Genomic DNA, 25,546 nt, shown 5'->3' with positions numbered 1-25,546 from the left:
GTGCGAGCCTGCTCCGGTAGTTTCGCGTCATGCAGAAGACCAGGTGGGCGATCCTCGGACCGGGTGCGATCGCGGAGTCGTTCGCGACGTGGCTGCCCAGCTCCGAGCACGGCGAGCTGCGGGCGGTCGCGAGCCGCGACCCGGATCGCGCGGCGGCCTTCGCGGCGCGCTACGACGCGGAGGTCTCCGGCAGCTACGCGGACATCCTGGCGCGCGACGATGTCGATGCCGTGTACGTCGCCACGGTGCACACGACCCACGCCGAGCTCGCGATCGCGGCGCTCGAGGCGGGCAAGGCCGTGCTCTGCGAGAAGCCGCTCGCGCCGAGCGCCGCCGAGACCGAGCGTGTCCTCGCCGCCGCCGAGCGCGCGGGCCTGCCCGTCGTCGAGGCGTACAAGCACCGCTTCAGTCCGCTCGCTCGCGCGATCGACCAGCATCTGAAACGGCGGCAGGTCGCCGCCCCGATGCAGGTGCGCGCAGAGTTCGGCTTCGCAGCGGGCGGCAGTGACGGCCGGCTGTTCGACCCGGCGCTTGCAGGCGGGGCGATCTTCGACGTCGGCGGCTACCCCGTCTCCTTCGCGGTCGCGGCGGCCGCTGCAGCTGGCGTCGCGCTCGAGGGCCTAACCCTCGAGGCCGCGCACGGACGAGTCGAGAGGGGCGTCGACGTGGACGCCTCCGCACGGCTGGCGGCGGTGGGCTTCACCGCCTACGTCGACTGCTCCATCGGCACCCAGCTGTCCAAGCGGGCCGACATCGTCGGGGATGGGGGCTGGATCACGCTCGAGAACGCGTTCGGCGACCGGAACCACTCGCCGAAAACCCTCGACCACTTCCACGACGGGCAGCGGGACACGATCGAGGTGGCGCAGGTCCACCCGTTCGCGGCCGAGGCTGACGCGGTCTCCCGCGCCCTCAGGGGCGGGCGGCTCGAGTCGCGCGCCATGCCGTGGGAGCAGACCCGCACGGTCGCGCGCCTCCTGGATGCCTGGCACGCGACCGTGATGGCCGGGGCCAGATAGCCGAGCCCTGGCCGATCCTCAGCCGTTGAGATCGAGCTCGATCCCGACACCCCGCACGCGGGCCTCACGCACGAGGAGGTCCGCGATGGCGAGGTCCTGAGCGCCGATGCCGACGGAGTCGAACAACGTGATCTCGTCGGCGCTCGTCCGCCCGGGCCGCAGCCCAGCCAGCACCTCGCCGAGGGTTCCGACGAGGTCGTCGAGGCTGAGCGCACCCTCCGCGACCGCAAGCATCAGATCGCCCGATTTCGTGCGCGCCGTCGCCAGGTCGTCGACCCACACGGACGATCGCGACATGGTCAGCGCATCCACCTCGCGCTCGTCGGCTCGCGGCCTGGCGCCGACGACGTTGAGATGCTGTCCGGGGCGCAGCCACTCGCCTCGCACGATCGGGCTGACCGATGGGGTGAGCGTGCACACCGTGTCCGCCACCCCGAAGACGCGCTCGCACGAGTCGACGACCTCGATGGCCCCCGACCAGTCGAGCGACTCCGCGAGCGCGACCGCCCGCGTTCTGGTGCGCGACCAGATGACGAGGCGATCCCAGTCGCGCACGCCTCGCAGCGCTTCGACGTGCTCCCGCGCGAGCCCGCCGGCGCCGACAAGGCCGAGGACGCGGCTGTCGTCGCGGGCCAGGGCCCGCGTGGCGACGGCACTCGCGGCTGCCGTGCGCACCCGGGTCGGCACCCCGCCGTGCAGCAAGGCGACCGGGGCTCCCAACTCGCGGTCGAGCACGGTGATCATGGAACGCTGCGTCGGCAGCCCCCGCGCCGCGTTGTCGGGGACGTCGGCGAGCAGCTTGACCGCGGCGGTGCCGGTGGCCTCCGAGAGTGCCGACATGAGCACGTAGCGGCCGGTGCCAGCCTCCGTCTTCATGGAGGTAGGCGGCGGCTGGTCGGCGCTGCCTCGCGCGATCTCGGAGAAGATCTTCGCCACGGCACGCTCGGTGGCCGGTCGGTCGACCAGCGGCTCCAGCTGCGAGGCGGTGAGCACGATCACGCGGTGCCCACGAGTTCGAGCGCGTCTGCCACGACCACGCCGCCGAAGAGCACGGTGCGATCGGGGAGGCGGTCCATGATCGCGCTGGTCACGGTCTCCCCCTCGATGAGCTGCAGGTCGGCGGGGTCGCCGACGGCCACGCCCGGCCGGTCGAGCGCGCCCTGCAGCGCTGGCGCGGTGCCGAGCACGGAGCGGCCGCCGATGGTGGCGATGGCGATGCAGTGCTCGATGTCGTCGTCGCGACGGAAGCCGTTCGTGAAGGCCAGCTGCCAGGTGCGATCGAGCATGTCGGCGTTGCCGTACGGCGACCAGTAGTCCCGCTGACCGTCCTGGCCGAGGCCGAGACGGATGCCGTGCTCCGCCAGCAGGAGCGTCGGCAGGGGCTTGGCCGGTGCGATGGTCGCCCAGGAGATGTCGAGCTCGGCGAACTGCTCGACGAGGGGGACGAGCTGCTCGCGCGGCAGCTCGCCGAGGCCGTAGCCGTGGGAGATGGTCACTCGTCCGGCCATGCCGAGCGCGCGGGTGCGCTCCACGATGAGCTCGGCGGAGAAGCGAGCCAGCTGATCGGGCTCGTGCAGGTGGATGTCGATGGGGGCGTCGTAGCGCTCGGCGAGTCCGAAGACCAGGTCGAGGTGCTTGGCGGGGTCGCGGTCGAGCTGGCACGGGTCGATGCCGCCGACCACGTCGGCCCCTGAGCGCATGGCCTCCTCGAGGAGCTCGAAGGAGCCTTCCTCACGGAGCAGACCGGCCTGGGGGAAGGCGATCACCTCCACGGTGGCGCGGTCGCGGTGCTGCTGCTTGGCGGCGAGCACCGCCTCGAGCCGCTCGAGTCCCGCATCCACGTCGACCTGCGCGTAGCTGCGGGCGCTCGTCGTGCCGTGGGCGATCATGCGCGCCAGCGTTCCGCTCGTCCGCTCTTCCATGGATGCCTCGGCCTCGCGCCAGTTGACGCGGTCGTTGAGCATCATTCCCCAGACGCCGGGGCTGCCGGTGTGCGGGCGGAACGGCAGGCCGATGCGCGTGGAGTCCAGGTGCACGTGCACGTCGGCGAAGGAGGGCAGCAGGATGCGGCCGCGACCCTCGATCACCGTCTCGCCCGGCTCCGGTGCTGTGCCGGGCGGCAGGATGGCGGCGATCCTGCCGTCCTGCAGCCGGACGTCGGCCGGCTTACCACCCCAGGGGCGGGCGTCGCGGATCAGCGCGGCGCTCAACGGAAGCTCGTCTGGGTGAAGTCGAACAGGCCGTCCGCGCGGGGCGTCCAGTCGAGGTCGGGGTCTGCTGCGTAGTTGTTCATGGGCACGTAGAGCGGCACGAAGTATCCTTGTTCGTTGCTGTAGTTGAGGAGCTCGGCGAAGACGTCGAGGCGTTCCTCGCCGGTGACGGCCCGCTGTTCGGCCGCGAGCTCGGCGGTGCGCGGGTCCTGCGCGTAGTTGTTGTTGCCTGCGGTCTCGTAGAAGTCGGTCAGCGGGAGGTCGCCGTCGACCGTCGAGGGCGCCCAGGTGTTGAGGTAGATGCCCTGCATCTCCTTGCTGCGGACCTTCAGCGTGTGGGCCTGCTGGTCTGCGCCGCGGAGCTCGACGGTGATGCCGACCTCGGCGAGCGACGCCTGGATGGTCTGCGCGACCTCCGAGGAGAGGGGGATGCGTCCGTCGGTCGCGTAGTCGAAGGGAATCGACTCACCCGCGTAGCCGGCTTCCGCGAGGAGCTCGCGAGCCCGCTCCTGGTTGTAGCCGGGGTCAGTCACGTCGTCACTGTAGCCTTCGACGGCCGGCGCGAGCATGGCGCTGGCGGGTTCGGCGAGGCCGCCGAGCAGCCCGCCGGTGATGGCTTCCTTGTCGATGGCCAGGGCGATGGCCTCGCGGATGCGCACGTCGGTGAGCACTCCGCTGGTGGAGTTGACGCCGAGGAAGACGACGCCGTTCGACAGGGCGGAGAACACTTGCGCGGAGCCCTGCCCGTCGACCGAGGAGACCTGCGTGGGTCCGATCGGCGCGACATCGAGGCTGCCGGAGAGCACCCCGTTGACGCGCGACTCGTCGGAGGAGACGGGCTGCAGCGAGATCTGCTCGATGGCGGGGGCCTCGCCCCAGTAGTCGTCGTTGCGAGCGAGGTCGTAGGAGACACCGGTCTGGATGCTGTCGAAGACGTAGGGGCCGGATCCGATGGGGTCCTGGGCGAAGGCGTCGGCGCCCGCCTCCTGGTAGGTGTCGGCGGGCACGATCGAGATGAGCGAGGTGTTGCGCGGGAACGCCGAGAACGGCGAGTTGAGGGTGAAGCGCACGGTGAGCTCGTCGACAGCCTCGACCGACGCGACGGAGCTGAGGTAGGCGAAGTTCTCGCCGGTCGGGTCGTCGAGGATCGTCTGGTACGAGAAGGCGACGTCTTCGGCGGTGATGGCCTCGCCGTTGCTGGCGGTGACACCCTCGCGCAGCGTGAAGTCCCACTGCGTGAGGTCGTCGTTGGAGGTCCACTCGGTGGCGAGCTTCGGTGCGAGCTCGCCCTCGGCGGTGATCGCGACGAGCTGGTCGAAGGTGTGGAAGAACACCGACAGCACGACGAGAGCTCCCGAGCGGATCGGGTCCATGGAGCTCGGGTCGGTGGGGATGGCGGCGACGATCTTGGTGGGCGTCTCGCCTTCGGCGCTGGTGGGTTCGAAGCCACCTGCGCAGCTGGTGAGCAGGAGGGTGCCGGTGGCGGCGAATGCACCGGTCGCGAGGAGGCGACGTCGGAGGGCGTGCTTGGGCATGGAGTTCCTCAGTTCGGTGGGGGGGGGTCGGTGGGTCAGGAGACGGGAAGCGGATGCGCTCCGCGGCGCGCCCCGTCGAGGCGGGGCACGGCGTCGAGGAGCTGTCGGGTGAACGGGTGCTTCGGGGAGGTGAAGATCTCAGCAGTCGGGGCCTCCTCGACGATTCGCCCCTCCTGCATCACGACGACGCGGTCGGCGATGCTGCGCACGACGCCGAGGTCGTGTGAGATGAAGAGGTAGCCGAGCCCGTGCTCGCGCTGGAGTGCGTCGAGCAGCTCGAGCACCTGCGCCTGGATCGACACGTCGAGGGCCGAGACGGGCTCGTCGAGCACGAGCAGCCGTGGGCGAAGCGCCAGGGCGCGCGCGATGCCCACACGCTGGCGCTGACCCCCGGAGAGCTGAGCAGGGAGGCGGGCGCCGTGCTGCTCGTCGAGGCCGACATCGGCGAGCAGGCGGGTCACGGTCCCTCGGTCGTAGGCGTGCCGGATGCGCAGGGGCTCGGCCACGAGGTCGTGCACGGTCAGTCGCGGGTCGAGCGCCGAGTACGGGTCCTGGAAGACGATCTGCGCGCGTTCCCGCTCCGCCGCGCTGCGCGCCGCGAGCTCGTTGTGCACTGCGACCCCGCCGAGCTCGATGCTGCCTGCGGCGGCGGGTTGCACGCCGAGCACGGCCTTGGCCAGCGACGACTTGCCGCATCCCGATTCCCCGACGACGGCGACCGTCTCACCTGCCGCGATCCGCAGCGAGACGCCGTCCACAGCCCGCACCGGCTGCCGGCGGCCGTGTACTCGGTACTCGACCACGACGCCGTCGGCGACCAGCGCGTCCGGCTCTCCGGGGCGCACGGCGCTCGCGGAGCGCTCGCTCTCGGCGGGGATGGCCGCCATGAGGCGCTTGGTGTAGTCCTCGGCGGGGTTGTCGAGCACGGCGCGTGTCACGCCGGTCTCCACGACCCGGCCGTGGTGCATGACGGCGAGCCGGTCGCTGTTCTCGGCGACCAGGCCGAGGTCGTGGGTGATGAGCACGAGCGCCGAACCGGTGCGCTCGCGCACTTCGGCGAGCAGGTCCATGACCTGCGCCTGCACCGTCACGTCGAGGGCGGTGGTGGGCTCGTCGGCGATGAGCAGGAGCGGGTCGTGGGCGATCGCCATCGCGATCATGGCTCGCTGGCGCATGCCGCCGGACCACTGGTGGGGTCGGGCGGCGGCACGCTCGGCAGCATCCCGCACGCCGACCGCGGTCAGCAGCTCAACGGCGCGCTCGCGCGCCGCGCGTCGGCTCATGGGCTGGTGCACCCGCACCGCGGCGGCGACCTGCGCGCCGACCGCGCGGAGCGGGTCGAGCGAGGACATCGGGTCCTGGAACACCATCGCGGCGGTGCGTCCGCGCAGACCGCGCAGCTCGCGCTCGCGCATCCAGATGTCGGCCTCCGTGTCGACGAGCACCGTTTCGTCGAGCAGGATGCGGCCGGCGGCGATGCGGGTGCCAGCGGGCAGCAGGCCGAGCGCGGCGAGCACGGTCAGGCTCTTGCCCGAACCGGACTCCCCGACCACTCCGAGCGATTCGCCGCGGTCGACCTGGAGCGTGACGCCGTCGACGAGCCTGCGTGGCGCCTCGCCTGTCGTCTCGATACGCAGGTCCTCGATGCGCAGTACCGGATTCATCGCATGCCTCCCTTCCGCAGCAGCGAGCCGCGGGTCTCTGCTGTGAACTGCTGGCTCAGGAACTGCACTCCGCCGACGGCGAGGAGCATGACGATTCCTGGGAGGAGCGACAGCCAGGGGTCGCTGCCGAGGTGGCGCTGGCCGTCGAAGATCATGCCGCCCCAGCTCGGCACCGGGGGCTGCACGCCGAGACCGAGGTACTCGAGCGAGGAGGTGATGAGCACGATCGTGGCGAGGTCGGTGGCGGCGATGATGAGCGTGTGCGGCCAGATGTTGGGCACGATGTGGCGGGTGAGCACCCAGATGGTGTCGCCGCCCTGGGTCAGTGGCGAGACGACGAAGTCCTGGCGTCGCAGCGAGGCAGCGACGTTGCGCGTGACCCGTGCGTAGCCGACCCACCAGGTGCAGCCGAGCACCAGGATCGTGAGCCCAGCGCTCGGACGCAGGACGGCGCAGATGGCGATGAGCAGCAGGACGACGGGCATGGCCAGCGTCACGTTGCTGAGCAGCGTCACGAGCGCTTCGAGTCGCCCGCCGAAGTAGCCGGCGAGGATGCCGACGGTGCTGCCGATGAGGGCGTTCATCACCACGATGAGCACGGTCATGCCGAGCGTGACCGCCGAGGCGAGCGCAATGCGGTCGAGGAGGTCTCGGCCGAGAGCGTCGGTGCCGAGCGGATGCGCCGGATCGGTGAACGGGGGCAGCATCGCGGCGCGCAGGTCCTGCCCCATCGGGTCGAAGCCGGGCAGCATCGGCACGATGGCCGTGAGGAGCAGCACGGCGCCGATCATGATCGCGCCGACGACGGCGCCTGGGCGCAGGCGCAGGCGACGCGGCACGGGTGCGACCGGGCTGACGGGGGTGACGGGGGTGATCTGAGCGGTCATGCTGCGGCCGTCCTCGTGTCGATTCGGCGGACGAGCACGTCCACCGCGGTGTTGACGATGACAAAGGCAAGCGCGACGAAGACGAGGCCGGCTTGGACGATCGGGAAGTCACGCTGGCTCACTGCCGTGGTGAGGAGCTGGCCGAGTCCCGGCCAGGCGAACACGACCTCGACCACCACGGTGCCGCCGAGCAGTCCACCGAGGTTGAGACCCGCCATGCCGAGCACGGGCAGCGCCGCGTTCGGCAGCATGCGGGTGAATAGCACCGTGGAGCGCCGCTGTCCCTGCGCGATGGCGGTGCGCACGTAGTCCTGACCGGCCTGCTCGCTGAGGGACGAGTCGAGCAGGCGCAGGTACATGACGAACTGGCCAGTGGCGAGCGTGAGCACGGGCAGCACGAGGCTGGCGTAGCTGTTCCGCCCGAGCGAGGGCAGCGCGCCGAGCAGCACCGAGAAGACGAGCACCAGGAGCAGCGCGAAGAAGAAGTCCGGCACCGACTGGCGCACGGCGCCGGCCCACCCCACCACGGCGCGCAGGGTCCGGCTGCCGGTGAGCTGGATGGCAAGCGCTGCGGCGACGGCGAGCACGAGTCCGATGACGAAGGCCCAGAAGGCCAGCTCGAGCGTCGCGGGGACCCGCTCGAGGACAAGTCCGAGCGCTGACTCGTGCAGCCGGTACGAGCTGCCGAAGTCGCCGGTGACAAGACCGGCGAGGGTGTCGAGGTATTGCACGATGAGGGGGCGGTCGAAGCCGAGCGCGGTGTTGAGCGCATCGACCTCGGCCTGCGTCGCGTTGTCGGGCAGGAGCAGCGCACCGGGCTCACCGGTGGCGCGGCCGAGCGCGAAAGCGATGGTCACCACGGCGAGCACGGTGGCGACGGCGAGGGCCAGTCGGCGGGCGATAAACGGGAGCACGTCGGCGACGCTATGCGACCACCTGCGCGCTTCGGCACGAAGTAACACGCTCGTCACACAGTTCTTACCCTGGCGTCACGTTTGCATACCAAAACGGCAATTCAGCGCTGCCAGGGCCGCCTTAAGGGGGCATTGGCATTCCAAAAGTGACATCGCGACCGTGCCAGAATGGTCCCCATGAGCCTCGAGCCGACCCCAGCACGCATCGCGCACGCCCTCCGCGAGCAGATCATCACGGGCGAGCTCGCGATGGGGTCGAAGCTCAACGAGCGCGAGATCGCGGAGCGACTCGAGGTATCGCGCATCCCCGTGCGGGAGGCGCTGCCGATCCTCGAGTCCGAGGGGTTCATCACCTCGCAGCCGCGTCGCGGCGCCGTCGTGCACATCCTCACCGTCACCGACGCGATGGAGGTGTTCGACCTGCGCCGACAGCTCGAGCCGATGGCCTCCGCCTTCGCCGCCAGGCGGGCGCAGGCCGGCGCCGACGTGGGCCCGATGCTGGCGGCCCTGCAGTCGGCACACGGCGGGTCGATCTCCGACGCCCAGTCGGACGCACCGCCTTCGACGCGCAACTCCGATCTGCACGAGGAGATCATCGCGCTCGCCGACCACGCGCTCCTGCGCCGGGTCACGAAGCTGATGAGCGGACGCGTGCGCTGGCTCTTCCGCCTCACGCCGCAGCGCGACACCGCGGCGATGTGGGTCGAGCACCGCGAGATCGTCGACGCGATCGTGGCGGGCCAAGCCGACGTGGCAGAGCTGCTGACGGCCGCTCATGTCGAACGCGGCCGCATCGAGTCCATGCCGCTCCTCGAGGCGCGGCTGCCGAGCGAGGCCCCGGCGACGAAGGTGCGCCGTCGACGCGCTACCCCCGCCGCCCCCGCCCCTGCCCCCGCCGCCGAAAGCTGAGTAGTGGTCGTCAACACCGCCCGGAAGCGACCACAAGTCAGCCCTCGGCGGCGGGGGCGGGGATGGGGATGGGGATGGGGATGGGGATGATCCCGGAGACGCAAATGACGCGAGACATCTCGAAGATGTCTCGCGTCATGGTGTTCGTGGCGAGTGAGGGATTCGAACCCCCGAATGCTGAGCAGTCTGATTTACAGTCAGATCCCTTTGGCCGCTTGGGTAACTCGCCAGTGCACAGCGCGAAGCGCAAACGTGCAGGCTAGAGACTACCGACTTCCACCCGGTTTGTCGAAACGACCCGACGAACCGCCACGCTCGCGAGATTGTCGGCGGGCCTCGCTACCATGGACGGCATGGCAGATTCCTCGTTTGACGTCGTTAACAAGGTCGACAAGATGGAGGCGGACAACGCCGTCAACCAAGCGCAGAAGGAGCTCGAGACGCGCTACGACTTCAAGGGCGTCGGCGCCTCGGTCGATTGGTCTGGCGAGAAGCTCCTCCTCAAGGCCTCCAGTGAAGAGCGCGTGAAGGCGGTGCTCGATGTCCTGCAGACCAAGTTCATCAAGCGCGGCTTCTCGCTGAAGACGCTCGATGTCGGTGAGCCCTACGCCTCCGGCAAGGAGTACCGCATCGAGGCCTCCCTCAAGGAGGGCATCGACCAGCCGAGCGCGAAGAAGCTCACCAAGCTCATCCGCGACGAGGGCCCCAAGGGCGTCAAGGCGCAGATCCAGGGCGACGAGCTCCGCGTCTCCTCGAAGAGCCGCGACGACCTGCAGGCCACCATGGCACTGCTCAAGGCCGCCGACGTCGAGGTCGACCTCCAGTTCGTCAACCGCCGCTAGTGCCACCCGGGGTCGCAGGCGGCCGCGCCGGCTACGACCCGAGCATGGCCGTCGGGGCGCTGATGCCGTGGTACCCGGAACTCGGTCTGACCGGGTTCTGGTTCGGGCTCGTCGCCACCATCTACGTGCTCATCATCGTCACGGCAGTGGTGGTCATCCCCCGCAACCGACGGCCCACGACGGCGCTCGCCTGGATCATCACGATCGTCCTCATCCCCTACGCCGGGGTGATCCTGTTCTTCCTGTTCGGCACCAACCAGCTGCCGACGAGGCGGCGGCGAATGCAGGCGCAGGTCGACGGCATCATCCGCGATGCCACCGACCAGATCGCCCCGGCGGAGCGCGCCATCACGCACCCCTCCTGGTTCGAGCAGGTCACGAAGCTCGGTGAGCACCTCACCGCGGTCCCCCTCGCCGACGGCAACCGCCTCGAGCTCCACGGCAGCTACAACCGCTCCATCAGGCGCATGGCTCGGGAGATCGACCAGGCGGAGAGCTACGTCAACGTGCTCTTCTACGCCATGAGCCACGACGACGCCACGGCCCCGTTCTTCGATGCCCTCGAACGCGCCGTGCAACGCGGCGTGAAGGTGCGGGTGCTCTTCGACCACATCGGCTCCATGCGGTACCGGGGCTACAAGAAGATGAAGCAGCGCCTCACCGAGATCGGCGCCGACTGGCACCGCATGCTCTCGCTGTACCCGTGGGAGGGCGGCATGCAGCGCGTCGACCTGCGCAACCACCGCAAGCTCCTCGTCGTCGACGGACGCACCGCGTACCTCGGCTCGCAGAACCTCATCTCCCGCGACTACCACCGTGGCCCCAAGCCCGGCACCGACGCCCTCAGATGGAAAGACCTCATGCTCCGCATGGAGGGCCCCATGGTGACGGGAGTCAACGCCGTCTTCATCTCCGACTGGTACGCCGAGACGGAGGAGCTGCTGACCGACGTCTTCGAGAACGACCCCGTCACCCCCGAGCCCGACGAAGCGGAAGCAGAGATCGAAGCGGGCGACCAGGAAGACGTCTTCCCCTGCCAGCTCGTGCCGAGCGGACCAGGTTATGAGAACGAGAACAACCTCCGCCTCTTCAACCAGCTGCTCTACGCGGCCCGAGAGCGCATCGTCATCGTCAGCCCCTACTTCGTGCCGGACGACTCGCTCATGTACGCCATCACGACGGCCGTGCAGCGAGGGTTGAGCGTCGAGCTCTTCGTCGGCGAGATCGCCGACCAGTTCTTCGTCTTCCACGCGCAGCGCTCCTACTACGAGGCGCTCCTGAGGGCCGGAGTGAAGATCATGCTGTACCGGCGCCCGTACATCCTCCACTCGAAGCACATCACCTTCGACGACTCCGTCACGCTCATCGGCTCCAGCAACATGGACATGCGCTCCTTCACCCTCAACGCCGAGCTCATGCTCATGGTGCACGGCGAGGAGTTCGTGAACCGGATGCGCGAGGTCGAGAACGGGTACCGGCAGCGCAGCTACGAGCTGACCCTCGAGGAGTGGCGGCAGCGACCGATCCTGACGCGCGCGCTCGACAACGTCGCCCGCCTGACGAGCGTCATCCAATAGGAACCCGCTCGAAGTCGCGTTTCTCGATCGAGGCCACCCGGACGATCGAAAGTACCTTCAGCCGACGGCGAGCTCCCCCAGTTTCGCGCCGCGGTCAGAACGACCGATGCGACGCGGCTCAACCGCCGGCTGAAGTCTGTGCCCCGGACCATTCTCGCCCGGGAATTTCTTCCGCTCTCTGCGTGTACTCCGAGCGTACGAGGTGAACCGTCATTCCGCGATGGGGAGAACTCCCCTCCTCCTCAGGTGGGGGTGGAACCCCTATTCGCCGCGGGAAATGCGCGTCATCTCCTCGCGGTCCACGACCTTGATCCGCTCGCGACCAGCCGCCTCGCCGAGCGCGAGCTCGTGTGCATCCAGACGACGCCAACCCTCGAGGTCAGTGAACCGCACATCACGTGACTCGAGGAGCTCGACGACGGAGGCTTCGCTCGGGTCGGCCGGAGTCCACCAGTTGCCCTGGTCGGCGACGAGGTGCGTGACGGTCTCGAGCGCATCCGACTTGGTGTGCCCGATGAGGCCGATGGGGCCGCGCTTGATCCACCCGGTCGCGTACATGCCGTTGACCTGCTGGTTGTCGTCGTCCCACACCTGCCCCTCATGGTTCGGGATGACGCCGTGGTGCTCGTCGAAGGGAACCCCGGGAAGCGGCGAGCCGAAGTACCCGATGGCCCGGTAGACGGCCTGCACCGGGTGCTCGATGAACTCCCCAGTGCCCCGCACGCCACCCTCGGCGTCGGGCTCCGTGCGCTCGATGCGGATCGCGCGCACACGCTCGCCATCTGGCCCATCCTCGGTGAGCACCGCATCCGGCTTCGAGTAGAAGTGAAGGTGCAGGCGCCGCGATGCGGTGAGCTCGCGCTCGCCCCGCCACTTGCCCATGATCCGGCCGATGACCATGAGCTGCTTGTTGGTCTTCGCGAGCTCGGCCGCGGCTGGGTCGCGATCGAAGTCGTCCTCGTCGACGATGATGTCGACGTCAGGGATCTCCCCGAGCTCGCGCAGCTCCAGGGGCGTGAACTTCACCTGCGCAGGTCCTCGACGCCCGAACACGTGCACATCGGTCACGGGGCTCGCCTCCAGCCCGTCGACGACGTTCTGCGGCACCTCGGTGGACAGGAGGTCCTTGGGGTGCTTCGCGAGCATGCGGGCCACGTCGAGCGCGACGTTGCCGTTCCCGATCACGGCGACCTCCCGCGCCTCGAGCGGCCAGGTGCGCGGCACGTCGGGGTGCCCGTCGTACCAGTTCACGAAGTCGGCTGCCCCGAAGCTGCCGTGGGCGTCGATGCCGGGAATGTCAAGGGAGGCGTCGCGGATGGCCCCGGTCGAGAAGATCACCGCGTGGTAGTGCTGCTTGAGGTCGTCGAGCGTGATGTCCTTGCCGAACTCGACCCCACCGAAGACCCGCATGACACCCGACTCGAGCACCTCGCGGAGGGCGTTGATGATGCCCTTGATGCGGGGGTGGTCAGGGGCCACGCCGTACCGGACGAGCCCGTACGGCGCCGGCAGCTTGTCGAACAGGTCGATCGAGAGATCGAACTGCCGTTCCATCTTCTGCAGGATGTCTGCCGCGTAGATCCCGGCTGGTCCTGCGCCGACGATGGCAAGGCGGAGCGTGGTCACATGTCCTCCAGAGAAGGGGTCAGGGGGTGAGCTGTCTCGCGAACAGCTCGGTCAGCGGTCGCGGCTGACGACCTCCGCGGCGAAGCGCTCGAGGGCGTTCTTCGCGGGGCCGGCCTTGACTGGCCGCAGCGCCTCGACGGCGAGCGTTACCCAGTTCTGGGCCTCGTCGACCGTCAGCTGCGTCACGCGGTGCTCGCGGAGCTCGCGGATGATGCCCGAGATCTCCTCCTCGCTCGCGCGAGTCTCCTCGGGCTGCTCGTTGACGCCGGCGACCCTGGACCGGATGCGTTCCAGCAGGTCGCGGCTCGCCTCGTCGGTCGCGGCCTGGCGCTCGAGCAGCAGCACGGGCAGCGTCTCGACGCCGGCTCGCAGATCCGTGCCGGCCAGCTTCCCCGTCGCGTCCGGGTTCTGCTGCAGGTCGATGACGTCGTCGGCGAGCTGGAAGGCGACGCCGACGCGCTCACCGTACTCGGCGAGCGCCGAGACGACGGATTCCGGTGCGCCGGACACGATCGCGCCGAACTGGGCTGCAGCGGAGATGAGGGAGCCGGTCTTGTCCGCGAGGACCCCGACGTAGTGGTCGATACGGTCCACATCCGCGGCCGGCCCTGTCGTCTCGCGCATCTGGCCGAGCACGAGCCGCTCGAAGATCGTCGCCTGCAGGCGAACGGCGCGCAGGCCGAGCTCCGAGAAGAGGAGGCTCGAGCGGGCGAACAGCAGGTCACCGGCGAGGATCGCGATGGAGTTGCCCCACTGCAGGTGCGCGGCGGCGACGCCTCGACGCAGCTCCGCCTCGTCCATGACGTCGTCGTGGTACAGCGAGGCGAGGTGGGTGAGCTCGACCGCGGCAGCCGCGGTGATGACCTCGTCCGAACCGGGGGTGTCGCCGAACTGCGAGGCGAGCACGGTGAGCATGGGACGCAGGCGCTTGCCGCCGGCGTTGAGGAGGTATCGGGCGGTGACGTCGGCGATCTCGTCGGCGTACTGGACTTCGTCGCGGAGGCGGGTCTCGACCGCGGCCAATCCGGCGTCGAGGCGCTCGCGCAGCACGTCGGAGTTCGGACCGTCGAAGAGGTCGTCGGTTCCGCCCGGCACCACAGTGCTTCGCGCCTTCCGGCGCTGTTCGGTCTTGGGGAGCTCCACGCTCATGTCTCCTGGTGGTTCAGGTTCTCCGCTCGAGGGGGTGCCCTCGGGCGGACTTGGTTGGGGGTTCAGGCCGGCGCCCTGCCGGTGCCTGCTGGCTTGCTGCTCCCTAGCTCGGGACGCTGCCGGAGTCGGCGAGCGGGACGAATCCCTTGTGCAGGGCGACCACACCGGCAGTGAGGTTGCGGTACTTGACCCGCTCGAAGCCCGCCTCGCGCAGCCAGGACGCCAGCTCACGCTGTGCGGGCCAGGCGATGATCGACTCGTTCAGGTAGGTGTACGCCTCGGGGTCGCTGCTCACGAGCTTCACGATGGTCGGCATCGCGATCTGCATGTACGCGCGGTATCCCGTGCGGATGAGGGCCTGCGGCGGCGTGGAGAACTCGGCGATGACGAGGCGCCCGCCCGGCTTCGTGACGCGCAGCATCTCCTGGAGCGCGACCTTCGGCTGCTGCACGTTGCGCAGGCCGAAGCTCACCGTCGACGCGTCGAAGGTGTTGTCGTCGAAGGGAAGCTTGGTGGCGTCGCCCTGCACGAAGTCGATGTTCGGGTTCGCGCCGTGGATGCGCTTGCCCTCCTCGATCATGCCCGCGGAGAAGTCGAGGGCGGTGACCTTGGCGCCCGCGTCGGCGAGGACCTTGCTGACCGTGCCCGTCCCCGCTGCGACGTCGAGGATCTTCTCGCCGGGCTGCGGGGCGATGGCGTGCCGCGTCTGCACGCGCCAACGCGCTGCGTTGCCCATGCTCAAGATGTCGTTCGTCTCGTCGTATTTCTTGGAAACACGGTCGAACATCGACGACACTTGCTCGGGTCGCTTGTTCAGGTCGGCTTTTGTCACCAGATCATCCTACGTTGCGGCGCACGTCTCGCCCTGGCCGTGTTCCAGTGGATTGCTGGGGATAGTCTTGCCGTCGTGCCAGCTGTGATCCTCCCCCGCCTGCGCGCACGGACGATCGAGGTCCCCGATCCGGGCGATCTCCTCCGTTTCGCGTCGTCGACCTCCCCCCTCGTGTGGCTTCGTCAGGGCGATGGAGTCGTCGCGACGGGGAGCGCGTGGCGCGGCGAGTTCACAGGTGCGACGCGAATCCCGGACTCCGCCGCCGCCTGGCGGGACGTCGTCGGGGCGGCCGAGATCGACGATGTCGCCCAGGTGACGGGCTCTGGCCTCATCGCGTTCGGCGCGTTCGCGTTCGCCGCCGAGTCGGGGGCGCGCAGCGTCCTCGAAGTTCCCGAGCTCGTCGTGGGGCGTCGAGGTGCGCGGTGCTTCGTGACGGCGATCACCGCCGACGGCTCGACTCCGGAGCCGCGCCTCCCCGACGCTGCACCTCTCGGCGACATCGACGCCGCGGCGATGCTCACGGACGGCCTGATGTCCGGCGACGAGCACCGGCGCGCCATCGACCGAGCCCTCGACCTCATCCACACCGGTCACCTCTCGAAGGTCGTGCTGGCGCGCGAGCAGCGCGGCTCCCTCCCGGAGGGCGCCGACCGCCGCCGCCTGCTCGCGAGGCTCGCCTCCGCGTATCCGGAGTGCTGGACCTACGCCGTCGACGGGCTCACGGGCACGAGCCCGGAGACGCTCGTGCGTGTGCTCGAGCGGCAGGTCTCGGCGCGGGTGCTCGCCGGCACGGCACCCCGCGGCAGCGACGAGGAAGCAGACGCGCGGGCCGAGGCGAGGCTGCGGCACAGCGAGAAGAACCTGGCAGAGCACCGCTTCGCTGTCGAGAGCGCGCTCACCTCGCTCGCGACCCTCGACACGCACGACGACCCGGGCACGGGCCTGACGAGCAGCCGCGTCCCCTTCACTCTCAAGCTCCCGAACCTGTGGCATCTCGCGAGCGATATCCGCGGCACGCTGCCTGCGGGAGTGACGGTGCTCGATCTCGTGGATGCGCTCCACCCGACGGCGGCCGTCGGCGGCACCCCGACACCCACGGCCCTTGACGCGATCCTCGCCCTCGAGCCGTTCGACCGACAGCGCTATGCCGGCCCAGTGGGCTGGGTGGGCGCTGGCGGGGACGGCGAGTGGGCCGTCGCCCTGCGCGGTGCCGAGATCGACGCGAACGGGTCGATCACGGCGTACGCGGGCGGCGGCATCGTGGCGTCCTCGGATGCCTCGGACGAGTACCGGGAGACGCAGCTGAAGTTCCGCCCCATCGTGGAAGCGCTCCGCGGCGACAGCATCGGCGGGCCGGACGAAGAGGACTCGCGATGACAGAGGCACCCAACAGCAACGCGGCCCTCGGCCGCACGGAGCTCCCTGAACTCGACCGCGCCGCGGCCGCCGCGATGTGGGCCGCCTACCGCGCCGCCAACCCCGGTGCCGCCGCCGCCGCGCCCGAGTACTCGGTCGAGAACTTCGGCGACAGCGTCGAGCTCGCCGATGAGCTGCTTGCGCTGGTGACGCACGGACCGAAGCGCGCTACCGCCGCGCTCGTCGAGGAGTTCGCCGAGGAGGGCGAGCTGCTGCCCCGCATCGGATCGCACTGGATCGCGTGCGATGGCCGAGGCAGGCCCGTCGTCGTCATCCGCAGCACGGAGCTGCGCGTCGGCCCCTTCGACAGCGTCGACGAGGCCTTCGCCTACGACGAGGGTGAAGACGACCGGAGCCTCGAGAGCTGGCGCCGGGAGCACCAGCGCTACTGGGAACGCACCCGGGCCGCGGTCGGTCGCGAGTTCACGCCGCAGCACGAGGTCGTCTTCGAGCGGTTCGGCGTCGTCTGGCCGCCCGAGCTCGCAGACTGAGCTACGCGCTCTCGGCGAGACGCCGCTTCTCGGCCTCGACGTCGAAATCGGCGGCGGGCCACTGCAGGTCGAAGCCGCGCAGCGCATCGAGCAGCAGGCCCTTCACCACGAGGCGGGAGAACCACTTGCGATCGGCGGGCACGCAGTACCAGGGCGAGGTCTCCGTCGATGTGCGCTGCAGCGCGATCTCGTAGGCCTCCTGGTACTGGTCCCAGAGCAGGCGCTCGTCGATGTCTCCCGGGTTGAACTTCCAGTGCTTGTCAGGGCGCTCGAGCCGTTCCGCGAGGCGCGCGCCCTGCTCTTGTTTCGAGATGTGCAGCATGACCTTGATGAGCTTCGTTCCGGATGCGGCGAGCTCGTTCTCGAAGTCGACGATGGCACCGTAGCGGCGCTCGATCTCCTCCGGCGGCGCGAAGGAGCGGACGCGTTGGATGAGCACGTCCTCGTAGTGGGAGCGGTCGAAGACGCCGATCTTGCCAGCGGCGGGCAGCTGCTTGCGGACGCGCACGAGGAAGTCCTGCTCGCGTTCCTCGGCGGTGGGCGCCTTGAAGGAGGCGATCTGCACCCCCTGCGGGTCGACGCCACCGATGACGTGACGCACGATTCCGCCCTTGCCGGACGTGTCCATGCCTTGCAGGAGCAGCAGCACGGAAGGCGCCTCGAGACCCGCTCGCGAGTTCGCGAACATGCGCTCCTGCAGCTCCGCGATCTCGTCGTCGTGCTCGGTGAACAGGGTTGCGGCGTCGACTTTCTTGCCGGTGAATCCAGGGGTCGAGCGGGGGTCGAGCGCACCCAGATCGAAGTTCTCATCGACGCGCAGCACTGCAGCGTCTTCGGTGGTGAAGTGAGGCATGAGGACAGGCTAACGCCACCCGCCGACGCTATGCTCTGCTCGCGCGAACAGCTTTCGCGACGGAGCGGAAGCGGCGCCCAGCAGAGGAGAAGCACATGGGCATCGAGAACATCACCGGCAAGGCGCAGGAGTTCCTCAAGGACCCGCGAGTCACCGAGGCGCTCAAGAGCGAGAAGGCCGAGGACATCAGCGACAAGATCCTCGACGGCGTCGCGAACGCCGCCCAGAAGGCGACCGGCGACAAGTTCACCGATCAGATCAAGGGTGCACGCGACGCGGCGGACAAGCAGGTCGGCAACCAGTAGCCCGATGCCGCAGCGCCGCCGCCTCTCGGAGCGGCGGCGCTACTCCCCGACGCGGGGAACGGCGATCGTGCCGGTCTGCGGATGCGTGGTCGGCATCCGGTCGCGCGCGTACGTGATGCTCGAGTACCCGTGCGGCACGGGGTGCCCGTCATCGCCGAGGCTCACGAACACGATCTTCTCGATCGAGAGGATCGTGCGCCGTGTGATCATGTTGCGCACGACGGCGCGCATCGTCATCGACGTGCGACCGAATTGCGTCGCCACGAGCCCCATCTCGATGAGGTCGCCCTGCTGCGCGGACGCCTCGAAGTTGATCTCCGAGATGTACTTGGTGACGCAGCGGTAGTTGCCGAGCTGGATGATCGCGTAGATCGCGGCCTCTTCGTCGATCCACCGCAGCAGGCTCCCGCCGAAGAGGGTGCCGTTCGCGTTCAGGTCCTCCGGTCGCACCCACTTGCGGGTGTGGAAGTTCATGTCTCCCTCGGCGGCGGCGCGCGTCTCGGGGTTGGGGGATGTAGGGGCCATCGGTCCTCCGCTGCTCAGGCCGGACAGTGCACGGCTAGCATATGTCCTGACATTTCACTCAGCCTCGCTGCAGAGGCACCTCGATGAGGACGCGCTCGTGCTCCCGAGAGACGAGCGCGCGCTCCAGCTCGGCACGTGTCTCGACGCGCAGGTAACTCCAGCCGTAGGCCCTCGCGAGCGACTCGAGGTCGACCGCGGTCGGCGTGTACAGCACCCGTGCGTGCGCGGCGGAGGCGGCCGTTCGAGCCACCTCGAGATCGTCGAAGATCGTGCCCCCGCCGTCGTTGCCGACGATGAGCTGCACGCGGGGCGACCACTCGCCACCCTGTCCGACGAGCAGCGAAGAGGCGTCGTGGATGAAGGTGAGATCGCCGATGAGCGCACGTGTCACGCCACCCTGTGCTGAGACGGGGCCGGCGAGCTGGCTGCCAACGGCGACGCCGAGCGTCGTCGCGACGGTGCCGTCGATGCCGGCGAGTCCCCGATTCGAGTGCACTCGCACGGGCTTGCCCGGCACGTGGGCATCAAGCACCCTGATGAGGGTGGATGCGCCGAGCACAAGCCGGTCGTGGGGCCAGGTGGCGCTCCAGACGGCCTCGACCAGCATCCGCCTGTCGACCTTCATGCGCGCGACGGCGAGTTCCTGCCTGGCGAATCGGCTCCGCACGGCCTTGTCGCTCGATCTCGACGCCTCGATGTCTGGCGCTGGCGGCTGCTCCGCTGAGGCCGTGACGATCTCCCGACTCGCGAGCACCCACTCGCGCAGCCAGGAGCGCGACTCGGCCCGGGACTCGGCGTCGCCAGCGGAGACGGGATGCACGCGCACGGCCTCGACGTGCGCAGCGACGGCACGGCCGGGGTTGTATGGCTCGCCGCCCGTCGAGCCGACGACGACGGCGTGCACTCCCTCGCGGGCGATGAGCTGGGGAATCTCGCGGCTGAGCGTCGGATGCCCGAACACGAGGACCCGCGTGACAGCATCCCGGAGATCCGGCCGAGGGGAGCTCACGCCGAGGAGCTGTCGGTACGCGAGCACGAGGTTGCGGCCGTAGCGCGAGCCGCTCGACGCCTCGGCGATGAGCGGCCAGCCGCCGGCGTGGGCGACCTCCTCGGCCACCGGGCCGGCGCCAGCCCCGGCGATGACCAGCGTGCGCTGCCACTCGGCCGCGTCGACGTCGAGGACGTCATCCGCATCGCTGGCCTGGCTGACCTCGGCGACGCGGTCGCCGCCGGGAGTTTCGCCCGGGTCGACGCCCTCGGCCCAGGCTTCGAGCGATGGGACGGCGACGCTCAGCGGGTCGCGGAAGGCGAGGTTCAGCTGCAGCGGTCCGGTCGTGGATGCGGCGCGCAGCGCGAGGCGCTCGGCCTCCGCCGACTCCGCGGGTGCACCCGTCGGCGCATCCACCGCCTCGTGCACGATGTTGGGCCCGAAGATCCCGGGCTGCGTCGTGGCCTGGTTCGCCCCGATGCCGAGCAGCTCCTCCGGCCGGTCGGCGGTGACCGCGACCAGGGGGACCCCGGCGTGGAACGCCTCGAGCATTGCGGGGAGCAGGTTGGCGACGGCGGTCCCCGAGGTGGTGATGACGGGCACCGTGCGGGCGGTCTCAGCGGCCAGACCGAGGGCGAAGAAGCCGGCCGAGCGCTCGTCGATGCGCACGTGCAGGCGAACGGCGCCGATTCGCTCGAGCTCGGCCGCCACGAGGGCGAGGGCCTGCGAGCGCGAGCCGGGGCAGACGACCAGATCGGTGACGCCGAAGCGCACGAGGGAGCCCAGGAAGTCCAGGCTGAAGTCGACCGCCGGGTTGCCGGTGCGCGGCAGGCTCGCCCCGGGTGCAGGCGCACGCGACTCAGCGCCCACTGTGGGGCGCTGGGAGTTGGAGGCTTCGGTGTGGGTGTGCCGCTCAGGCACGGGGCGACCCGTCGCCCTGAGTCCAGTCGTCTTTATGCTCGATGGGCTCTTCGTGCTCGCCAGGCTCGTCGTCGTTGGCTGCCGGCTTCTCGTGGCCCTTGCGGGACTTCTTGCCGCCAGACTCTGGCTTCGTGGACTTGTCCGACTTCTCGCCGGAGGACGCCTCGTCGTTCGCGTCTTCGAGGGCCGTCGCGACGCCACCCTCCGAGACCGGGCCAGTGGGGGCCGCGGCCGGGAAGTCGACGTCGTCGAGAGCCTGCAGCTCCTCCTCGAGCTTGCGGATGCGCTCATCGCTGTCGGACTCGATGCCGATCGAGCGCAGGAACGTCTCGTCATCGTCCGGGGTGGTCTGCACCGGCTTCGCGGCTGCCGCGTTGCCGCGGACCTTGCCGAAGAAGAGCCAGAGGAGCGGACCGACGACGGGGACCAGCAGCACGACGACGACCCAGACGGGCTTCGGGAGTGCGCGCGTGCGCTTTGCGTCCGTCATCGCGCAATCGACCACGGCGAAGATCGTCACCGCGACGACGATGACTGCGGCAGTAATGAGGAGGCGAGACATGGTCCCCCGAGGATACGCGACTTGCCTCCGCCCGAGCTGGTGATGCCTTCGCCCTCCGCGAACCGTGCTCGGCGCGAGTACTGGGCGGACACCGGGCGTTCAGGGAGTCGGTGAGGCGCGCATCCGCCTCGCTCGTAGAATTGCGGGATGAACTCGAAGCGCGCCTGGCTCGTCTACTCCGTCATCAGACTGCTCGCGTTCGCGATCCCGTTCGCGGTTGTCATGCTGGCCCTGCCTGCCTGGCAGTGGAGCTGGCTCGCGGGAGCTCTTGTCGGTGCCATCATCAGCGCCTGCATCTCGGTGATCTTCCTGCGCGGCACCCGCCAGAAGATGGGCGACGACCTGCAGCGACTCAGCGAGCGCAAGGACGCGCGCACCGTGGACGACAAGCTCGAGGACGCGGCCCTCGACGGCGAAGCGGGCCCCACTTCGACCGCCGCTGCCAAGCCAGACGTCGACGCAGCTCCAGACGCAGACGAGCTCACCGCACCCGAGCAGGCGGACGCCTCAGCTCACGCCGACGAGCCGGATGCTCCCGAGAGCACCCGACCGAGCGTCAGCTAGCGCACGTACCCGCTGAAGACGATGCCGAGGCCGAGCAGCAGAGCGTAGGCCAGCGTCGCGAAGCTCGTCAGCATCAGCGCGAGGATGAGCTCGCGCGGCTTGCGCGCCGTCGACGCGATGAGTACGGCCGGGGCCGCCAGCAGCAGGGCGAAGAAGGTGAAGATCGCGTTGCGGTACGCGATGGCGAAGAAGATCGCGAGGACAAACGGTGCAAGCGTGAAGACGCCGAACAGCCACCGCGACACGACCGGACCGACGAGCACGGCAAGCGTGCGCTTGCTCGCGAGACGGTCCTGCTCGATATCGCGGATGTTGTTGACCATGAGCACCGCGCACGCGAAGAGGCCGATCGCCGTCGCCATGATCCACACGTTCGTGGAGACGCTCCCGATCTGCACGAACGTCGTGCCCGCGGTCGCCACGAGACCGAAGAAGACGAACACGAACACCTCGCCGAGGCCCGCGTAGCCGTACGGACGCTTGCCGCCCGTGTAGTACCAGGCGGCGACGATCGCGGCGGCGCCGACGGCGAGCAGCCACCAGTGCCCCGAGGTCACCACCAGGAAGAGGCCGGCGAGGGCGCCGAGGCCGAAGAAGATGAACGCGACGAGCCTCACGCGCTTCGGCTCGACCAGGCCGGAGCCGGTGAGCCTGGCGGGGCCGACCCGGAACGCGTCGGTGCCGCGGATGCCGTCGGAGTAGTCGTTGGCGTAGTTCACGCCGATCTGCAGGCACAGCGCAACCGCAAGGCAGGCGAGGGCGCGGACCCAGTGGTACTGGCCGGGCTCGCCGTCGACGATGGCACCGGCCGTGCCGAGCAGCACCGGGGCGATCGCCAACGGGAGCGTCCGCAGACGTGCACCCGCGATCCAGGCGCGCGCATCCAGCTTGCGCACCTCCCTCGCCTTCGGCCGTGGCCGCTGCGTGGGGTTCGCCTGCTGCTGCTTCCGCTGTCTGTTCTTCTGTTTCTGCGCCACGGAGCGATTCTAGAGGGCGGTGCAGACCCGCATCCCTGCGACGACGGCTGGCGCACCCCAGAAGCGAGCTCCTCAGCCCGTTCCCCGGTCAGCATCACGGTGGCACTATGAGACCACCACCCCCGTCCCGATCGACATCCGCTCGACAGGAGAACCATGACTGCCCGATCACGCGTGCGCGCGGCCGCCATCAGCGCTGCGGCCGCAGGCATCGTGCTGCTCGCCGCTCCCGGCGCCCTCGCGACGCCCCTCGGCGATCCGGCGGTGAACGGAGGCACCCAGGCGCGCGCGTACGTTGCGCTGGGCGACTCGTACTCCTCGGGCTTCGGGCTCGTGCCGTTCAGCGAGGAGCCCGCCCCTGGCTGCTTCCAGGCACTCGCGAACTACCCGCACCGCATCGCCGACTCGCTCGGCCTGGCCCTCGACGACCGCACGTGCAGCGGCGCCGTCACCGCCGACATCCGCGATGCCGAGCAGGTCACCGCGTCCGGCGCGAGCGCACCGGTGCAGTCGGCGAGCCTCTCCGCAACGACCGAGATCGTCACCCTGTCGATCGGCGGCAACGACCTCAAGTTCTCGGATATCGCCGCTTCCTGCGTCGCCGCGAGCTCCCTCGGCCCCCTCGTCGCCGACCAGACCGTCCCCAACTGCCGATCGCAGTACGTCGTCGACGGAGGGGGTGTCGAGGTCGACGCCCTGAAGGACCGCATCGACTCGCTCATCGCCCCCGCGCTGGCCTCGACGTTCGCCCTCATCGCCGAGAAGGCTCCAAACGCCGACATCGTCGTCGTCGGATACCCCGCCATCACACCCGACCCCACGAACACTCCGGTCGGTGGATGCTTCTCCCCCGCCTTCACCTCGGCGGGCTACCCGGAGAACTCCTTCCCGTTCACCGACGTCGACACCGCGTACCTGCACGAGACGGAAGTCCACCTCGACGAGGCCATACAGACGGCGGCCGAGGCGAGCGGTGCCACCTTCATCTCCACATTGAAGGCGACTTCCGCGCACTCCGCATGCTCGACCACGGAGCCCTACATGAGCGGCATCACGCTGGAACCCGGTGAGGGAGGGTCGACCACGCCAGGCGCATCTCTCAAGCTCGGCGCGCTCCACCCCAACGAGGCGGGCGTCGCCTACCTCGCCGAGACCGTTGGGGCGGAGCTGCAGGCGCTCCTCGAGCCGGGCACGCCCGAGACGCCGACGCCGACGCCCACGCCGACAGCGACCGCCACCGAGCAGCCGACGGCCACAGCCGCGACCACGGCCACACCCGCAGCACCACTCGTCGTCGCCGGTGTGCTGGTCCTCGTCGGAGCCGGCATCGCCACGACGATCATCCTGCGCCGCCGCTCGGCCGCAGCCAGACGCCCACCGGAGCACGAGCCCGAGGCCTGACACGGCCCGCAGGGTTGATCGGCAGCCCGGCGCTCAGCCCTCGCCGACTGCGCGGGCGAGCCCCGCGACCAGGCGCTCCAGCGATCGGCGGTCGGGCTTCCCGCTGGGCAGATACGGGATGCGCCGTGCAAGCACGAGCAGCGCCGGGCGAGCCGCGCGGCCAGCGGCCCCCGTCGCCTCGCGAACAGAGCGCCAGCGCTCGTCGCCCGCGAGCGCACGTGCGTCCAGCAGCGTCGCCTCGACACCGGGCGGGGGGCCGTCCGGTGCCCAGCCGGAAGCCTCCACGACAAGCGCGGGCACCTGCCCCCACTCCTCGGACGGCGCGGGGACGACAACCGCGTCGGCGAGGCCGTGCAGCTGGCGCACGATGCCCTCGACCCGGTCGAGGAGCACCTTCTCACCCCCGGAGACGATGACGTTGTCGAGGCGTCCGGTCACCACGAGCCGCTCTCGGCCCGTGGTCTCATCGCGCTCGAGGCGTCCGCCGTCGCTCGTTCGATACCAGCGCTCGCCGCCATCCTCGATGAAGGCCTCCGCCGTGCGGCGCGGGTCGCCAAGGTAGCCGGCCGCGAGCACGGGACCGGCCAGCTGCACCTCACCGTCGCGGATGCGCATCCGCACCCCGTCGAGCGGCTCACCGTCGTAGAGACTCCCGCCGCTCGTCTCGCTCGACCCGTAGCTCGTCGCGACGTTCCAGCCGAGCGCCTCGGCCCGCGAGCGAAGCGCGGGCGGCAGCGACTGCCCGCCGACGAGAATGGCATCGAAGCGAGCAACCACGTCCGCGACCGCAGGAGACGCATCGAGCAGGCGCGCCAGCTGAGCGGGCACCAGCGAGACGTAGCGCCGGTCGGCGGTGAGCTCCGCGGCGGCGCGCGCGAACCCTTCAGCCGTGAAATGGTCATCGCCCAGCACGACGGGCTCCGTGCCGGCCAGGATCGACCGCATGAGCACCTGCGCGCCCGCCACGTAGGAGGCCGGCAGGGTCAGCAGCCACTGGCGAGTGGGCTCAGCTGCGCGCGCCCTCCCGAACAGCAGGTCGAAGCGCGCGTACGTCGCCGCAGCGGATGCGCGCAGCGCGTCTGCGGTGAGCATGACGCGCTTGGGCTCCGCCGTCGACCCGCTCGTCTCGATCACCAGCACGACGCCCTCCGGCACGGCGCCGAGCGCCTCGCCGGCCAGGCCGAGTTCACCCGACGCCAGCGCGCCTGCTGGCGGCTGCGTGGGCAGCACGGCAGGACCCGCACCGCTCAGCGCGCTCCGGAGCGCGGACGTGACCGCGGACGTGTCACTCGCATCCACGCGGACCAGCGGACGCGCGCCGCCCCTCCCGGGCTCAGCACCCACGTCGAAGCCCCCGCCCCAACGAGGCGCCAGGGATC

Annotated in this window: 24 protein-coding genes and 1 tRNA gene; 9 read left to right on the top strand and 16 right to left on the bottom strand. The window is 69.9% G+C overall.

The features are described from left to right. The first annotated feature begins 29 nt into the window (after positions 1 to 29). Positions 30 to 1,019, top strand: coding sequence for a Gfo/Idh/MocA family protein (locus ITJ61_RS13900; RefSeq protein ID WP_194686465.1), 990 nt, complete (start codon positions 30 to 32; stop codon positions 1,017 to 1,019). A gap of 18 nt (positions 1,020 to 1,037) precedes the next feature. Here ITJ61_RS13900 and ITJ61_RS13895 read toward each other — a convergent pair whose 3' ends face one another. The 6 genes from ITJ61_RS13895 to ITJ61_RS13870 are packed head-to-tail and all read right to left on the bottom strand — an operon-like array spanning position 1,038 to position 8,229. Further along, complete coding sequence (locus ITJ61_RS13895) at positions 1,038 to 2,018, bottom strand: ornithine cyclodeaminase family protein (protein WP_194686464.1); 981 nt, start codon at positions 2,016 to 2,018, stop codon at positions 1,038 to 1,040. After that, positions 2,015 to 3,229 (bottom strand): amidohydrolase family protein, encoded by a 1,215-nt coding sequence (locus ITJ61_RS13890; protein ID WP_228496677.1) that lies wholly within the window; start codon positions 3,227 to 3,229, stop codon positions 2,015 to 2,017. The genes ITJ61_RS13895 and ITJ61_RS13890 overlap by 4 nt, the downstream gene beginning before the upstream one ends. Further along, positions 3,226 to 4,764, bottom strand: a complete 1,539-nt coding sequence (locus ITJ61_RS13885; protein WP_104300506.1) for an ABC transporter substrate-binding protein — start codon at positions 4,762 to 4,764, stop codon at positions 3,226 to 3,228. Before ITJ61_RS13885 ends, ITJ61_RS13890 begins: the two co-directional genes overlap by 4 nt. 35 nt (positions 4,765 to 4,799) lie before the next feature. Next, the gene (locus ITJ61_RS13880; RefSeq protein WP_194686463.1) at positions 4,800 to 6,428 is read right to left on the bottom strand and encodes a dipeptide ABC transporter ATP-binding protein; all 1,629 of its coding nucleotides are present in this window, start codon (positions 6,426 to 6,428) and stop codon (positions 4,800 to 4,802) included. Continuing rightward, a complete protein-coding gene (locus ITJ61_RS13875) occupies positions 6,425 to 7,315 on the bottom strand; it encodes an ABC transporter permease (RefSeq protein ID WP_104244204.1) in 891 nt (296 codons plus the stop codon). Before ITJ61_RS13875 ends, ITJ61_RS13880 begins: the two co-directional genes overlap by 4 nt. After that, entirely contained in the window at positions 7,312 to 8,229 is a 918-nt protein-coding gene (locus ITJ61_RS13870; protein WP_146080117.1) for an ABC transporter permease, read from the bottom strand. The genes ITJ61_RS13875 and ITJ61_RS13870 overlap by 4 nt, the downstream gene beginning before the upstream one ends. Before the next feature lie 177 nt (positions 8,230 to 8,406). Between ITJ61_RS13870 and ITJ61_RS13865 the strand changes: the two genes are divergently transcribed. Beyond that, a complete protein-coding gene (locus ITJ61_RS13865; protein WP_194686462.1) occupies positions 8,407 to 9,138 on the top strand; it encodes a GntR family transcriptional regulator in 732 nt (243 codons plus the stop codon). A 147-nt stretch (positions 9,139 to 9,285) separates the two neighbouring features. Here ITJ61_RS13865 and ITJ61_RS13860 read toward each other — a convergent pair. Continuing rightward, positions 9,286 to 9,367 (bottom strand) — tRNA-Tyr (locus ITJ61_RS13860). A gap of 124 nt (positions 9,368 to 9,491) precedes the next feature. On the opposite strand from ITJ61_RS13860, the gene ITJ61_RS13855 reads away from it, so the two are divergent. Both ITJ61_RS13855 and cls read left to right on the top strand, forming a co-directional pair. Next, entirely contained in the window at positions 9,492 to 9,980 is a 489-nt protein-coding gene (locus ITJ61_RS13855) for a YajQ family cyclic di-GMP-binding protein (protein ID WP_104307651.1), read from the top strand. Between the two features lie 62 nt (positions 9,981 to 10,042). Beyond that, positions 10,043 to 11,557, top strand: a complete 1,515-nt coding sequence (gene cls, locus ITJ61_RS13850; protein WP_194686762.1) for a cardiolipin synthase — start codon at positions 10,043 to 10,045, stop codon at positions 11,555 to 11,557. Positions 11,558 to 11,818: 261 nt separating this feature from the next. Here cls and ITJ61_RS13845 read toward each other — a convergent pair whose 3' ends face one another. The 3 genes from ITJ61_RS13845 to ITJ61_RS13835 form a co-directional block, all read right to left on the bottom strand. Continuing rightward, positions 11,819 to 13,183, bottom strand: a complete 1,365-nt coding sequence (locus tag ITJ61_RS13845; RefSeq protein WP_194686461.1) for an FAD-dependent oxidoreductase — start codon at positions 13,181 to 13,183, stop codon at positions 11,819 to 11,821. A gap of 51 nt (positions 13,184 to 13,234) precedes the next feature. Then, positions 13,235 to 14,332 carry a polyprenyl synthetase family protein gene (locus tag ITJ61_RS13840; protein ID WP_104243415.1) on the bottom strand — a complete coding sequence of 366 codons (1,098 nt, stop codon included), beginning with the start codon at positions 14,330 to 14,332 and terminating at the stop codon, positions 13,235 to 13,237. A 103-nt stretch (positions 14,333 to 14,435) separates the two neighbouring features. After that, a complete protein-coding gene (locus tag ITJ61_RS13835) occupies positions 14,436 to 15,164 on the bottom strand; it encodes a class I SAM-dependent methyltransferase (protein ID WP_104243417.1) in 729 nt (242 codons plus the stop codon). A gap of 75 nt (positions 15,165 to 15,239) precedes the next feature. On the opposite strand from ITJ61_RS13835, the gene ITJ61_RS13830 reads away from it, so the two are divergent. Both ITJ61_RS13830 and ITJ61_RS13825 read left to right on the top strand, forming a co-directional pair. Next, positions 15,240 to 16,541 (top strand): isochorismate synthase, encoded by a 1,302-nt coding sequence (locus tag ITJ61_RS13830; RefSeq protein ID WP_323744367.1) that lies wholly within the window; start codon positions 15,240 to 15,242, stop codon positions 16,539 to 16,541. Continuing rightward, a complete protein-coding gene (locus ITJ61_RS13825) occupies positions 16,538 to 17,071 on the top strand; it encodes an ASCH domain-containing protein (protein ID WP_228496676.1) in 534 nt (177 codons plus the stop codon). The genes ITJ61_RS13830 and ITJ61_RS13825 overlap by 4 nt, the downstream gene beginning before the upstream one ends. Before the next feature lies 1 nt (position 17,072). On the opposite strand, the gene ITJ61_RS13820 is transcribed toward ITJ61_RS13825, so the two are convergent. Continuing rightward, complete coding sequence (locus ITJ61_RS13820) at positions 17,073 to 17,924, bottom strand: PPK2 family polyphosphate kinase (protein WP_104243419.1); 852 nt, start codon at positions 17,922 to 17,924, stop codon at positions 17,073 to 17,075. Between the two features lie 95 nt (positions 17,925 to 18,019). Here ITJ61_RS13820 and ITJ61_RS13815 point away from each other — a divergent pair, with 95 nt between their 5' ends. Further along, on the top strand, positions 18,020 to 18,229 hold the full coding sequence (locus tag ITJ61_RS13815) for an Rv0909 family putative TA system antitoxin (RefSeq protein WP_104243421.1): 210 nt from the start codon (positions 18,020 to 18,022) through the stop codon (positions 18,227 to 18,229). A 39-nt stretch (positions 18,230 to 18,268) separates the two neighbouring features. On the opposite strand, the gene ITJ61_RS13810 is transcribed toward ITJ61_RS13815, so the two are convergent. Genes ITJ61_RS13810 through ITJ61_RS19900 form a run of 3 tightly spaced genes read right to left on the bottom strand, consistent with a single transcriptional unit; the run spans position 18,269 to position 21,225 of the window. After that, positions 18,269 to 18,754, bottom strand: coding sequence for an acyl-CoA thioesterase (locus ITJ61_RS13810; RefSeq protein ID WP_194686460.1), 486 nt, complete (start codon positions 18,752 to 18,754; stop codon positions 18,269 to 18,271). A 58-nt stretch (positions 18,755 to 18,812) separates the two neighbouring features. Further along, entirely contained in the window at positions 18,813 to 20,663 is a 1,851-nt protein-coding gene (gene menD / locus ITJ61_RS13805; RefSeq protein ID WP_323744366.1) for a 2-succinyl-5-enolpyruvyl-6-hydroxy-3-cyclohexene-1-carboxylic-acid synthase, read from the bottom strand. Continuing rightward, entirely contained in the window at positions 20,656 to 21,225 is a 570-nt protein-coding gene (locus tag ITJ61_RS19900; protein WP_104243427.1) for a PLDc N-terminal domain-containing protein, read from the bottom strand. Before ITJ61_RS19900 ends, menD begins: the two co-directional genes overlap by 8 nt. Positions 21,226 to 21,372: 147 nt before the next feature. Between ITJ61_RS19900 and ITJ61_RS13800 the strand changes: the two genes are divergently transcribed. Next, complete coding sequence (locus ITJ61_RS13800) at positions 21,373 to 21,789, top strand: DUF4229 domain-containing protein (RefSeq protein WP_194686458.1); 417 nt, start codon at positions 21,373 to 21,375, stop codon at positions 21,787 to 21,789. Here the strand turns inward: ITJ61_RS13800 and ITJ61_RS13795 are convergent. After that, positions 21,786 to 22,766, bottom strand: coding sequence for a 1,4-dihydroxy-2-naphthoate polyprenyltransferase (locus tag ITJ61_RS13795; RefSeq protein ID WP_194686457.1), 981 nt, complete (start codon positions 22,764 to 22,766; stop codon positions 21,786 to 21,788). The two genes, ITJ61_RS13800 and ITJ61_RS13795, sit on opposite strands and share 4 nt — an antisense overlap. Positions 22,767 to 22,922: 156 nt before the next feature. On the opposite strand from ITJ61_RS13795, the gene ITJ61_RS13790 reads away from it, so the two are divergent. Further along, positions 22,923 to 24,167, top strand: coding sequence for an SGNH/GDSL hydrolase family protein (locus ITJ61_RS13790; protein WP_194686456.1), 1,245 nt, complete (start codon positions 22,923 to 22,925; stop codon positions 24,165 to 24,167). 33 nt (positions 24,168 to 24,200) lie between these two features. On the opposite strand, the gene ITJ61_RS13785 is transcribed toward ITJ61_RS13790, so the two are convergent. Then, positions 24,201 to 25,466 carry an AMP-binding protein gene (locus ITJ61_RS13785; protein WP_323744365.1) on the bottom strand — a complete coding sequence of 422 codons (1,266 nt, stop codon included), beginning with the start codon at positions 25,464 to 25,466 and terminating at the stop codon, positions 24,201 to 24,203. Positions 25,467 to 25,546 lie beyond the last annotated feature (80 nt).

It is taken from the genome of Pseudoclavibacter sp. VKM Ac-2888 (assembly GCF_015351285.1).
Taxonomy (GTDB): domain Bacteria; phylum Actinomycetota; class Actinomycetes; order Actinomycetales; family Microbacteriaceae; genus Pseudoclavibacter.
This window is presented reverse-complemented; position numbering and strand designations above follow the sequence as displayed.